Origin of the sequence: Candidatus Manganitrophus noduliformans, assembly GCF_012184425.1 — a bacterium.
GTDB classification, from domain to species: domain Bacteria; phylum Nitrospirota; class Nitrospiria; order SBBL01; family Manganitrophaceae; genus Manganitrophus; species Manganitrophus noduliformans.
This window is the reverse complement of the sequence record NZ_VTOW01000001.1, coordinates 402,965-415,627: the sequence shown is the minus strand read 5'-3', so window position 1 is coordinate 415,627 and position 12,663 is coordinate 402,965. Positions and strand designations below refer to the sequence as shown.

The following is a 12,663-nucleotide window of genomic DNA, read 5'->3' as shown; positions in this document are numbered from 1 at the left end:
GTCAAGACTAAACTCGTTTTGAATTTTTAGAGCTAAAAAAAAGATAGAAGTAATAGTAAGGGGAGGGGACTTCTTGATAAGATGGCAAGGTCCTTTTATTAAAGGAAGAAATGCCGGGGATAGCCGTGTGGATAGCCGATTCACCCGATTAATCACTTGATTCATTTTAGGCGATTTGGTATATTAGAACAGCATTTTTGTCGGAATCTGTTCCTCAGCGGTTGAGTTCTTCACAGGGTAATCTCTAAAACACTGATATACCTAAGAAATAAAACTATTAACAACTGTTGATAAGATTGTGTGTAACTCCAGGAAAGTCGGATGCAGTTGGACCAGATCTGGAAGCAACTCCTTGTTCAGCTGGAGCCTAATATTAACAGGCAGAGCTTTGAGACATGGCTGAAACCGACCTCCTTGGTTTCCATTTCCGGAAAGGATGTCCATGTTGCTGTGCCGAATCGATTCTTCGGGGAGTGGATTAAAGAACATTACTACCCGCAGATGCAGGAGGCACTGGAAAGGGAATTATCGGAGGAAGGGCTACGTATTCATTTCGTAGTCGATGAGAAGGGAGAGGCTGCCGGATCGCCTGAGCGCGAGAGACGAAAAGGAAACCTCAACCCGCGCTACACCTTCGATTCGTTCGTGGTAGGATCAAGCAATCAGTTTGCCCATGCCGCTTCCCGAAAAGTCGCGGAACGGCCGGGCACCTCGTACAATCCGCTCTTTCTCTACGGCGGGGTCGGATTGGGCAAGACCCATCTTCTGAGCGCCATCGGTAATTTCATCTCCACGCGCGACCCTCTTCTCCGTATCGCCTATCTTTCCTCGGAACAGTTTACGAACGATGTGATTAACTCCATCCGATATGACAAGATGATCGAGTTTCGAAACAAGTACCGGAATGTCGACGCTCTTTTGATCGACGACATCCAGTTTATCTCCGGCAAGGAGCGGACCCAGGAAGAGTTCTTCCACACGTTCAACACGCTCTACGAGGCAAATAAACAGGTGGTCATTTCAAGCGATCGCTCGGCCAAAGAGATGTCCGACATCGAAGAGCGTCTCCGCTCCCGATTTGAAATGGGGTTGATCGCCGATATCCAGCCCCCCGATCTGGAGACGAAGATCGTCATTCTTCGGCGGAAGGCGGAGGGGGAGGGAATTCCGCTGCCGAATGATGTGGCGCTCCTCCTTGCGACCCATATCAAAACAAACGTTCGAGAATTGGAGGGGGCGTTGATTCGGCTCGGCGCGTTCAGTTCGCTGACGGGGCAGGAGATCACCGTCGAGATGGCCAAGCGTGTCCTGCGCGACACCATCCAGGAGAAGAAAAGGGTCGTCACCATCGAGGATATCCAGCGGGCCGTCGCGGAGCGGTTCCAGATCAAACTGGTCGAGCTCAAATCGAAGAAGCGGACCAAAAATCTGGTCATTCCGCGGCAGATCTGCATGTTCCTCTGCCGGGAGCTGACCAGCCTCTCTTTCCCGGAGATCGGGAAGCACTTTGGGGGGAAGGACCATTCCACCGTGATCCATGCCTGCAAACAGATTGAAAAAGGGATGGGAGAAGACTTCAGTTTGAAAACCACACTCGACAGCTTGACCCAAAACTTGAAGGAGGATTGAGAATGAAGATCAAGATCGAGCGGAAGGAGCTGCTCACCGGGATCCAACGCGTGCAAGGGGTGGTCGAAAAACGCAATACGATGCCGATCCTCTCTCATATCCTCATGGAAGCGCAGCGGGAGAAGATCGCCCTCTTCGCGACCGATCTGGAGATTGGCATCCAGGGAGCTTACCCGGCGGAAATCCTGGAGCCGGGCCGCCTCACTTTCTCGGCGCGAAAGCTCTATGAGATCATCCGAGAATTTCCGGAAGGAAAAGTGGAAATTACCGGCGAGGCGAACAACTGGGTTGTCATTCAATCGGGAAAGAGCCATTTCAGAATCGTGGGACTCCCCCCGGAGGAGTTTCCGACCCCACCCTCCTCGGACGCGGAGAGCAAGCTCCCGATCGATGCGGCCGCCTTATCCGATCTGATTCGGCGGACCTTGTATGCCTCCGGGGAGAACGACGCCCGGTATATCCTCAACGGTGTCTTGGTTCAGCTACAAGAGGCGGACGGGAAGAAAAAGCTGATCCGCTTTGTCGCCACCGATGGACATCGCCTCTCACTGGCCGAGGTTCCAATCACCGCTGATGCCGGGTCTCTCTCGGAGCAGAACATTATCGTCCCGAAAAAAGCGATCTTGGAGATCAAGAAGGCGCTCGATGAAGGGGGAGACGAAGGGGCGCCGGAGCTGGCGATCGGGAAAAATCAGCTGGTCTTTCGGCGCGGATCGTTCATCCTGACCTCCCGTCTCATGGAAGGGAACTACCCGAATTATCGGCAGGTCATCCCGAACGGAAATGATAAAAGGGTCTCGGTCAATCGGGAGGAGCTCGAAGGGGGTCTCCGCCGCGTCTCCCTTCTCGCCCGGGAGAAGACCAATGCGGTGAAATTTACGCTCGAGAGCGGCCGGATTCTGCTTAACTCCAACAACCCGGAGATGGGAGAGGCGAATGAAGAGGTCTCCGCCTCTTTCGCGGGGGAGGGCTTCAGCACCGGTTTCAATGCGCGCTACCTCCTGGATGCGTTGTCGGTGCTGGAAGGGGAAGAAGCGACGCTGGAATTTAAAGATGCTCTCTCTCCTTGCCTGATCAAAGAGGAAGGAAAAGGATTTCTGGCGGTGGTGATGCCGATGCGCGTGTAATCGTCCACTCCGGACGGATCCAGATAAAACAGGTTTGTAAGGAATAGAAAGAGAGTATGGCAGAAGAAATTAAGCAATCACAATATGATGCGGGAAAGATCAAAATCCTCGAGGGCCTCGAAGCGGTTCGGAAGCGTCCGGCGATGTACATCGGAAGCACCGGGCCCGACGGCCTCCACCACCTGGTCTATGAAGTCGTCGACAACTCGGTCGACGAGGCGATGGCCGGCTACTGCACCGAGATCGAAGTGATCATCCACATCGACAATTCGGTCACCGTGATCGACAACGGCCGCGGGATTCCGACCAACATCCATCCGGACAAAAAGGTCTCCGCCGCCGAAGTGGCCCTCACCGTCCTGCACGCGGGGAGCAAGTTCGACAACGAGACCTATAAGGTCTCCGGCGGATTGCATGGCGTCGGCGTCTCGGTCGTGAACGCACTCTCGGAATGGCTGGAGCTGGAGATCAAGCAGAACGGCTCGGTCTTCCAGCAGCGCTACGAGCGGGGAAAGCCCCAAGCCGCTTTGAAGACCATCGGCAAGACCAAAAAACGCGGGACGCAAATCACCTTCAAGCCCGACGGGCAGATCTTCGAGCAGACAGAGTACTCCTATGATGTTTTGACGACGCGCCTTCGAGAACTCGCCTTTCTCAACAAAGGACTGCTGATCTCGCTGGAAGACGAGCGGACCGAGAAGAAACAGGAGTTCTGCTACAAGGGGGGAATCCTCTCGTTCGTCGAGATGCTCAACGAAAGCAAGACCCCGCTGCATAAGCCAATCTTCGTCGAGAAGGAGAAGAATGGGATCATGCTCGAGCTGGCGGTCCAGTACAACGACAGCTATTCGGAAAACCTCTTTTCTTTTGCTAACAACATCAACACGAAGGAGGGGGGAACCCATCTGGTCGGCTTCAAATCGGCGTTGACTCGAACGGTGAACAGCTACGGCTCGGCAAACAATCAGTTGAAGAACGGAGAGACCGTCAGCGGCGATGATGTCCGGGAGGGATTGACCGCCGTCATCTCGGTGAAGCTGCCGAACCCGCAGTTCGAGGGACAGACGAAGACGAAGCTCGGGAACTCCGAGGTGAAGGGGATCGTCGAAGGGGCGGTCAACGAGGCGCTCGGTGAATACTTTGAAGAGAACCCGCCTGTCGCAAAAAAGATCATCGACAAAGCGCTGAACGCCGCGCGGGCCCGCGAGGCGGCGCGCAAAGCGAAAGAGCTGATCCGGAGAAAAAACGCGCTCGACGGCGGCTCCCTTCCGGGAAAACTCGCCGACTGCTCCCAGAAAGATCCGGCCCTCAGCGAGATCTATCTGGTGGAGGGAGACTCGGCGGGCGGCTCGGCCAAACAGGGGCGCGATCGCCGTTTCCAGGCGATCCTTCCATTGAAGGGAAAGATCCTCAACGTCGAACGGGCGCGGTTCGACAAAATGATCTCCTCCGAGGAGATCCGGCTGCTGATCACCGCTTTGGGGACCGGCATCGGCATCGACGATTTCGATATCGCCAAGGCCCGTTATCACCGGGTCATCATCATGACCGACGCCGACGTCGACGGGGCGCACATCCGAACCCTCCTCCTGACCTTCTTCTATCGCCAGATGGCCCAGATGATCGAGAAGGGCTACATCTACATCGCTCAGCCGCCGCTTTTCAAGGTGAAGCGGGGGAAGACCGAGCGTTACCTGAAGGACGAAGCGGCGCTCCGCGAATATTTGATCGGAATGGCGGGCGATGAGGTCCAGATCTATCAAGAAGGATCGAAGGAGTGGGCCTCCGGGGCGAAGGTGAAGGGGCTGCTCAAGAAGCTTGCCTCTTACGAAGCGATTATCGATCACTTCGCGCGCAAGCAGATCGACGCCGAGGTTGTCCGCGCTTTGACGCAGCATGAGGAGCTCCAACCGGAACTTCTTCGGGACCGCAAGCGCCTCGACGCCCTGCTTGAAACCGCCAAGGGATACTGGACCAAGTATTATCCGACCTACGTCATCACCTCCTCGATCGGTCAGGATGAAGAGCATGTGTCGCACCGGGTCGAGATCCAGATCCAGAAGAACGGCGCCCCCCATTTGATCAAAATCGACGAGGCGCTCATCGGATCGCCCGAGTTCCGGGAGCTGAAGAATCTCTCCCCGTTGCGTTTGGGGCTTGGAAAGCCTCCCTACCGGGTGACTGATTCCGACGGGGAGAAGGAGTATCCGACCGCCGCGGGCATCATCCAGCATGTCCTGGAGCGGGGGAAGAAAGGGCTCTCCATCCAGCGCTATAAGGGTTTGGGGGAGATGAACCCCGACCAGCTCTGGGAGACGACGATGAACCCGGAAAGCCGCACCCTCCTGCAGGTCCAGCTTGAAGACACGGTCGAAGCGGAGCGGGTTTTCTCGGTTCTTATGGGCGATGAAGTCGAACCGCGCCGGAATTTCATCCAGCAGCACGCGTCCGAAGTAAAGAACCTCGATATTTAAATGCGGGTGTCGGGGGCCGGGTATCAGGGAAATAGTGAACGAGAGGTAAGGGGGTTTTCACGGTCGAATTGACCGAAACTTTTCTGTTTTCGTTTTTGCTCTTCCCCAACACCTGACCCCCGGCCTCCGGCCCCCAGTTTTTAGGAGTTGCAATGCCAGTAGACGAACAGAGAAACACCGTCAATCTCGAGACCGAGATGAAGTCGGCATACATCAATTACGCCATGAGCGTGATCGTCGGCCGCGCCCTTCCCGACGTCCGGGACGGTCTCAAGCCGGTCCACCGGCGGATCCTCTACGCGATGTTCCGCGAAGGGCTCCTCTCCAATCGTCGTTATTCGAAGTCGGCCGGTGTCGTCGGCGAGGTGATCAAGAAATATCATCCTCACGGCGATGCGGCGGTCTACGACGCGATGGTCCGGATGGCCCAAGAATTCAACATGCGCTACCTCCTGGTCGACGGCCAGGGGAATTTCGGCTCGATCGACGGCGACCCCCCGGCGGCCTACCGCTACACCGAGGCGCGTCTCACCAAGCTCGCCGAGGAGATGCTCGCCGACATCGACATGGAAACGGTCGACTTCGTCCCGAACTTCGACGAGTCGGTCGTGGAGCCGACCGTCCTCCCGACCCGGATTCCCCAGCTTCTGATGAACGGCTCTTCGGGCATTGCCGTCGGAATGGCCACCAACATTCCGCCGCACAATCTCGGCGAGTTGATCGACGGGCTGATCCAGCTCCTCAACGATCCGGCCCTCACGGTCGAAACGCTGATGCAGACGATTAAAGGACCCGACTTTCCGACCGCCGGCTTCATCTATGGAACCAAGGGGATTCAAGACGCCTACCAGACCGGCCGCGGCTCCATCCAGCTTCGCGCCCGCGCCGTCATCGAGGTGAGCGAGAAGACGGAAAAAGAGACGATCGTCGTCACCGAGCTCCCCTACCAGGTCAACAAGGCGCGGCTGATCGAGAAGATCGCCGAGCTGATCCGCGATCGAAAAATCGAAGGGATCTCCGACCTGCGCGACGAGTCGGACCGCGACGGGATGCGGATCGTCATCGAATTGAAGCGGGGCGAGATCGCTTCAATTATCCTCAACCAGCTCTACAAGCACACGCAGATGCAGTCCTCTTTCGGCGTCATCATGTTGTCGCTGGTCAACAACCAGCCGCAGGTATTGAACCTCAAGCAGATGCTCCAGTACTTCCTCGACTTCCGCCGGGAAGTGATTATTCGCCGAACCCGTTTCGAATTGCGGGAGGCGGAGGCGCGCGCCCACATTTTGGAAGGGCTCAAGATTGCCCTCGACCACCTGGATGAAGTGATCGCCCTAATCCGCAGCTCCCCTTCTCCGGACGAAGCGAAGACCGGCCTGATGCGGCGGTTCGGCCTCTCCGAGCTCCAGGCGCAAGCGATCCTCGACATGCGGCTGCAGCGGCTGACCGGGCTGGAGCGGGACAAACTCATCGCGGAATATCGGGAGGTCCTCCAGAAGATCGAGCAGCTCAAAGCGCTCTTGGCGAGCGACGCCCTCATCCGAAAAGCGATTCAGGATGAGCTGACTGAGATTCGAGAGAAGTATGCCGACGACCGGCGGACCGAGATCCTCCCCGAGGCGGGCGAAATTCACATCGAAGATCTGATCGCGCCGGAGGAGATGGTCATCACCGTCACCCACACCGGTTACATCAAGCGGACCCCCTCCTCGGTCTACCGAAGCCAGCGGCGCGGCGGGAAGGGAAAAATCGGCGCCGGCCTGAAAGAAGAGGACTTCGTCGAACATCTCTTCGCCGCCTCGACGCATGACTACCTCCTCTTCTTCACCGACGCCGGCCGGGTCTACTGGCTGAAGGTCCACCAAATCCCCGAAGCGGGCCGCGCGACGAAGGGAAAGGCGATCGTCAACCTGTTGCAGATCGCGCAGACGGAGCAGATCACCGCGATCCTCTCGGTCGATCAATTCCAGGAGGGGAAGTTCGTCGTCATGGCGACCCAAAAGGGATTGATCAAGAAGACGGCCCTCTCCGCCTACAGCAATCCCCGCGCCGGAGGAATCCGGGCGATCAATCTGGAGGAGGGGGATCGGCTCATGGCGGCCCGCCTGACCTCCGGAAATCACGAGATCCTGCTCGGGACCAAACATGGACTCTCGATCCGCTTTCACGAGGAGGAGGCGCGCGCCGTCGGCCGGGTGGCGACCGGCGTTTGGGGGATTCGTCTCGAGGAAGGAGACGAGGTGATCAGCGCCGAGGTCCTCGCTCCGAACGCCCAGGCGAGCATCATGACCATTACGGAAAAGGGCTACGGCAAGCGGACGGAGCTCTCGGAGTATCGGACGCAGGGGCGCGGCGGCCACGGCATCATCACCATCCAGACCAGTCCCCGCAACGGCTGCGTCATCGCCGCCCTGCAGGTGAAAGACGAAGAAGAGGTCATGCTCGTCACGACGATCGGAAAGATTCTTCGTCTTAGGGCGGGAGACATCCGGGTGATCGGCCGAAACACACAGGGGGTCCGCCTGATCGATCTCGAAGGGGAAGAGCGGGTCTGCGGCGTGGCCCGCCTGGCGGAGAAGGGAGAACGCGAAGAATCGGCGGATGCCGGGGATGACGCGTGAGATGGAAGGCCAAAGCCCTCTCCTGGGGAGGGGTCGTTCTCGCCGCCCTCATTTTGACCGTCTGGAGCGTCTGGTCGAGCGCCGAGCGGGTTCCCAAGCGGTATCTTGAATCGGCCGAGCAGAAATGGCGGGCCGATGATTATCTCGGCGCGGTCCGGGAATATGAAAAGATCTCGGAGGAATACCCCCGAAGCAAATTCATTCCGGAGGCCGTCTTCTGGAGCGGCGTCCTCTATCACCTCTATCTAAACGATCCGCAGAAGGCGGTCGATGCATTCCAGAAGACGGTCCGCCTCACCGCCGCCACCCCGAAAAATGCGCATGCCCTCTCCGCCCGCCGCTACCTCGCCGAAGTCTATGAAAAGAAATATGGCAAACTCCGTGAGGCGATCTCCGAGCACGAGAAGGTGATGGAGCTCAGCGACGACTCCGATCAGATTTTGGAGAGCCAGTTCAAGATCGGCGAGCTCTATTTCGCGCAGGGAAATGTCGAGCAGGCCCGGACCGAATGGGATCTTCTGATCAAGCGCGATCCGAAAAGCCGTTGGGCGCCGGCGGCGCTCTATCGCCAGGGAAGCAGCTACTTTATCGAGGGGAGATGCAAAGAGGCGGTCGGATTTTATCGGCGTCTTATCGCCGACTATTCCGACAGCGAGATGAGCCCGTTCGCGCAATTCCGGACGGCGAACTGTTTGGAAGAGGGAAACCGGGCCGAAGAGGCCCTTCAGCTTTATCGCCAGCTGGAAGGGCGCTATCCGAACAAGGAGCTTCTCGAAGCGAAGATCCGGCGGCTCGAGAAGGGGCTGCCGAAAAATGCCGGAACCGCCGCGGCGGAGCCGGTCAGCGCTGCGCCTGATCCGGCGAGCTCCCCGGCGCCGACTCCTTAATTTCGCCTTGCCGATGGAGAAGATGCCGCCGAAGCGCGCGGCGGACCGACTCCTTCAACTCCGTATCCGGGATCGATGCGATCTGCTTTTCGATGAAGGCGGCCTCTTCGGCCGTGCATTCCCCTACCGGTACCGGGGTCTCCGCGGGCGATTCGAGGGGGGGCGGAAGCGGGCCGGTCCGGAGCTGAATCTTCCGGATGGACTCTTTCCCCAAGAGCCGGTTGCATTTCTCGATGATCTCTTTCTTTAAGAAAGAGAGCTGATGCATCCAGACGGCGCTGTCGACCGTGAGATGAAGGGTGTCGAAGCGGATCTCGGCGGGATAGGTATGGGAGGCGATCTGGGGGCCGACGATCTCTCTCCAGCGGATCTGCAACAATGCGCCGGAAATCCCCTTCTCCAGACCGAAATCTTTGATGATTCCCTTGAGGATCGGCGAAATCGATGTTGGAGAGAATCCCTTCGACATGGGATCGATGTTATAATAGCGCCCAGGTGAAGTCAACGTGAAAGGATCGGCCCGCGGGCCCGTTCGAGCGGAATAGATCATGGCGGTTGAAAAAGAGAACGATTCATTGGTGGTCAGCAACCGGAAGGCCTTCCACGATTATTTTATCGAGGAGACGCTGGAGGCGGGAATCGTCCTCGCCGGGACCGAGGTCAAATCGCTTCGCGAGGGACGGATCAACCTGAAAGACAGCTTCGCCCGGGTTGAAAATGGAGAGGTCTTGCTATATAATTGCCACATCAGTCCCTACAGCCACGGCAACATTTCCAACCACGACCCGACGCGGACGCGAAAGCTTCTCCTTCAAAGGCGAGAAATCGAACGGCTCCTCGGGAAGGCCCAGCAGAAGGGATACACGCTGGTGCCGCTGAAGATCTATTTTAAACGGGGTTGGGCCAAAGTAGAGATCGGGTTGGCGGTCGGAAAGAAGCTGTACGACAAGCGCGAGACCGAATCAAAGAAGTCGGCCCAGCGCGAGATCGAAAAGGCCGTTCGGGGAAAGAGACAAGACAAGTTTTAGAGATTGAGTGAGGGGCGTGAGGCCCGCGAAAAGACAATCTCTGGATCAAGCGAGCGACTGGCTCCGCGAGCGTGAGGGGATTATAGATCTCCGAGCCGGAAAAAGAATAAGGCGAGGATCAGGCTTTGCCTGTCCGAGCCACGGGTGTGGGGCATCGGAGGACCCTCTTTTTAGGGTTCGCCGGACGGGCCCCACATAAAAATAGACAGGGGGCGATCGGATTCGACGGGGATAAAGAGGTTAAGGAACGCATGCCGAGGTCCCATTGGGCTCGTTAAACAAATGGGAAAAACATAATTGCTAATGAACAATTAGCTCTCGCTGCCTAAACGCAGTGACATCGACTTTCCGTCGCCTGTGCGGGGGGAAGATGCCAGATAGCAGGCTGGCCTGACTCTTCGCCTTGGGGAGTTGGGTGAGATCTTTCGAGGCTAGCGGAAGAGGGAGCCTGTCTCTGGGCGACCTTGGACGCGAATTCCAAATTAGAGACTAAGCATGTAGTGTTCTTTTTCTGAATATCTTCGGACGCGGGTTCAATTCCCGCCGCCTCCACCAGTTTTCAAGGGGAGAAGATTCAATTGGATCTTCTCCCCTTTTTTGTTTTTGGATTCGAAGTTCAGCAATGCCCGTTTCCGATCGAGGCCGCCGGCGTATCCGGTGAGGGCCCCGTCGCGGCCGACGACCCGATGACAGGGGACGATCAGCGAAATCGGATTGCGTCCCGTCGCCGAGCCGACGGCGCGCATGCTCGACGGCGCGCCGATCCGCGCTGCCAGCGCCGAGTAGCTGAGCGTCGCGCCGAACGGAATCGCCGCGATCGCCTGCCAGACCTGGAGTTGAAAGGGGGTTCCTTTGAACCGGATCGGCAGATCAAACGTTTGCAGTCTTCCCGATGTGTACGCGGCGATCTGGGCCTCGGCATTGCGAAACAGCTGAAGTTTCGGATCCCGTTTCCAAGGCTCCGCGTCCGGAGCATACTTCTGGCCGATGAAATAGAAGCCGGTCAGTGCAGCGCCGTCCGAGACCAGCAAAATCGACCCGAGCGGCGAATCGATATCGGTATAAAGATTCATCTCAATCCCCCGCCTCAATACAGGTGACCCCGTCCGGTCCGACGATCGCTCCGTGGCGGGTGCCGGGGGGAAGGGTCAGGCGGTCGCCGGGGCGGAGCGCGACCTCTTTTTTAAGATCGGGAAGCGAGAAAGTAATGCTTCCCTTTACGCAGAAGAGGGTCTTTTGATAGTTGTGCGTGTGGACGGAGTAGACCTCCCCCGGCCCGTTCGACCATCGGCTGGGGGTGAGGTTGCGGCTTTCGAAAAAGGCGATCACCTCCGGCTCCGGCAGCGAGTGCTTGTGCGGCCAGCGGAGGACCTCGATTCCTTTCGGAAGCGCTTCATGGTAAGAAGGGTGATCGGACACGATGGACCCATGGGTTGGCGATAGAATACTATAATGATTTTGTAGGTTCGTGTCAAAAAGGGTTCACCCCTTTCCGCAAGGGGCCATTTCTCCGTTTGACACTTCCCTCCCCATGTCTGTAGAATGATTCCATGCGAACCTTCCGACATTTTTATCTTTTCTCATTAACGGCGGTCTTCTTATTTCTCGCGCTCGGCTGCGCCGGGCCGACCCGTTCCCAGGAACAACCGAAGGACGCTTCAAACCCCCATTCGACGCGACCCGCTCCAACCCCCGTCGCCGACGCCCCGACAACCCCCCCCGCGGAGGAGTCTCTCGCCGCGGAGTCTCCTTATATCCACCTCGACGAGATCGAGGAGGGAAAGATCGTCCATGTTCCCACCGGCGTCGCTGTCTCGAAGGAGCGGCTGATCGATTTTCTGACGCCGGCGCGGATCATTTACGTCGGGGAGGTTCACGACAACCTCGAAGACCATCGGGTGCAGCTGGAAATTCTAAAGGCGCTGAACGAAAAATTTCCGGGAAAGGTGGCGGTCGGGATGGAGATGTTCCGGCGGCCCGCCCAGCCCCAGCTCGACCGGTGGCTGGAGGGGAACCTCAGCGACAAAGACTTCCGCAAGCTCTGGATTGAGAATTGGGGGATGGAGATGGGCTATTATCAGGAGCTGCTCAACTTCATCAAAGAGAACAAGATCCCGCTTGTTGCCTTGAACGCTCCCCAGGAGTGGGAGGCCAAAGTTGGAATGAAGGGGATCGATGCCCTCTCTTCCGAAGAGCAAAAAGCGCTTCCCGAGATCGATCGGAGCGATCGGTATCACCGCCAGGCGTTGCAGGCGATTTTCAAAGGACATGGTCCGATGGGCCGGCAGGACGGCGGGGGGTTCTCCTCTTTCTACGACACGATGCTCCTCTGGGATGAGACGATGGCGGAGAGCATCGCCCGGTATCTCACCTCTCCCGAAGGGGCCGATAAGAAGATGGTCGTCTTTGCGGGGGGCTTCCACGTCGGCTACGGCTTCGGCATCCCGCGGCGGGCTTTCCGGCGCCTGCCGGAGCCGTACCAGATCGTCATCCCGAACACGCAAGAGGTCCCGGAGGCGAAGCGCTTCCAGGTGGAGCTCAAGCTCCCCGATTTCCCGTTGCATCTGGCCGATTTCATCTGGGGGGTCGGCTATAAAGAGGTCGAAACGAAAAAAGTTCGATTGGGGGTCATGATCGAGCCGTTTCAATCCGGGGTGCGCATTACCGATGTTTCCCCGAACTCCACCGCGGAGGCGGCCGGGATCCAACAGGGCGACATCGTCGTCTCCTTCGACGGGGAAGAGATGCGTGAGCCGTTCGACCTCACCTACGCCGTCGGCCAGAAGTCGCCCGGCGATCGCGTCAAGATGAAGCTCCTCCGCGACGGGAAGGTGATCGAGACCGAGGCCGAGATGAAATCGTCCCGGCACCCCTGACTGTTCCGCAGATCCGACGAA

Annotated in this window: 10 protein-coding genes and 1 other RNA gene; 8 read left to right on the top strand and 3 right to left on the bottom strand. The window is 57.8% G+C overall.

The window, feature by feature from the left end; translation table 11 throughout:
• The first annotated feature begins 321 nt into the window (after positions 1-321).
• The 5 genes from dnaA to MNODULE_RS25195 all read left to right on the top strand — a co-directional run bounded on the left by dnaA (position 322) and on the right by MNODULE_RS25195 (position 8,738).
• Positions 322-1,629, top strand: a complete 1,308-nt coding sequence (dnaA, locus tag MNODULE_RS01980; protein WP_168057814.1) for a chromosomal replication initiator protein DnaA — start codon at positions 322-324, stop codon at positions 1,627-1,629.
• A gap of 2 nt (positions 1,630-1,631) precedes the next feature.
• A complete protein-coding gene (dnaN, locus tag MNODULE_RS01975) occupies positions 1,632-2,756 on the top strand; it encodes a DNA polymerase III subunit beta (RefSeq protein ID WP_168057813.1) in 1,125 nt (374 codons plus the stop codon).
• Between the two features lie 56 nt (positions 2,757-2,812).
• Positions 2,813-5,230, top strand: a complete 2,418-nt coding sequence (gene gyrB, locus MNODULE_RS01970) for a DNA topoisomerase (ATP-hydrolyzing) subunit B (RefSeq protein WP_168057812.1) — start codon at positions 2,813-2,815, stop codon at positions 5,228-5,230.
• Between the two features lie 152 nt (positions 5,231-5,382).
• A complete protein-coding gene (gyrA, locus tag MNODULE_RS01965; RefSeq protein ID WP_168057811.1) occupies positions 5,383-7,851 on the top strand; it encodes a DNA gyrase subunit A in 2,469 nt (822 codons plus the stop codon).
• The gene (locus MNODULE_RS25195; protein WP_168057810.1) at positions 7,848-8,738 is read left to right on the top strand and encodes a tetratricopeptide repeat protein; all 891 of its coding nucleotides are present in this window, start codon (positions 7,848-7,850) and stop codon (positions 8,736-8,738) included. The genes gyrA and MNODULE_RS25195 overlap by 4 nt, the downstream gene beginning before the upstream one ends.
• Here MNODULE_RS25195 and MNODULE_RS01955 read toward each other — a convergent pair.
• Complete coding sequence (locus tag MNODULE_RS01955; RefSeq protein ID WP_168057809.1) at positions 8,692-9,207, bottom strand: DciA family protein; 516 nt, start codon at positions 9,205-9,207, stop codon at positions 8,692-8,694. The two genes, MNODULE_RS25195 and MNODULE_RS01955, sit on opposite strands and share 47 nt — an antisense overlap.
• Positions 9,208-9,286: 79 nt before the next feature.
• On the opposite strand from MNODULE_RS01955, the gene smpB reads away from it, so the two are divergent.
• Both smpB and ssrA read left to right on the top strand, forming a co-directional pair.
• A complete protein-coding gene (gene smpB, locus MNODULE_RS01950) occupies positions 9,287-9,766 on the top strand; it encodes an SsrA-binding protein SmpB (RefSeq protein ID WP_168057808.1) in 480 nt (159 codons plus the stop codon).
• Positions 9,767-9,974: 208 nt separating this feature from the next.
• Positions 9,975-10,321: a transfer-messenger RNA gene (ssrA, locus tag MNODULE_RS01945) on the top strand.
• Here ssrA and MNODULE_RS01940 read toward each other — a convergent pair.
• Both MNODULE_RS01940 and MNODULE_RS01935 read right to left on the bottom strand, forming a co-directional pair.
• Entirely contained in the window at positions 10,300-10,839 is a 540-nt protein-coding gene (locus MNODULE_RS01940; protein WP_168057807.1) for a methylated-DNA--[protein]-cysteine S-methyltransferase, read from the bottom strand. The genes ssrA and MNODULE_RS01940 overlap by 22 nt on opposite strands.
• Position 10,840: 1 nt before the next feature.
• Positions 10,841-11,185 (bottom strand): cupin domain-containing protein, encoded by a 345-nt coding sequence (locus MNODULE_RS01935; RefSeq protein WP_168057806.1) that lies wholly within the window; start codon positions 11,183-11,185, stop codon positions 10,841-10,843.
• 131 nt (positions 11,186-11,316) lie between these two features.
• On the opposite strand from MNODULE_RS01935, the gene MNODULE_RS01930 reads away from it, so the two are divergent.
• Complete coding sequence (locus MNODULE_RS01930) at positions 11,317-12,642, top strand: ChaN family lipoprotein (protein WP_168057805.1); 1,326 nt, start codon at positions 11,317-11,319, stop codon at positions 12,640-12,642.
• Positions 12,643-12,663 lie beyond the last annotated feature (21 nt).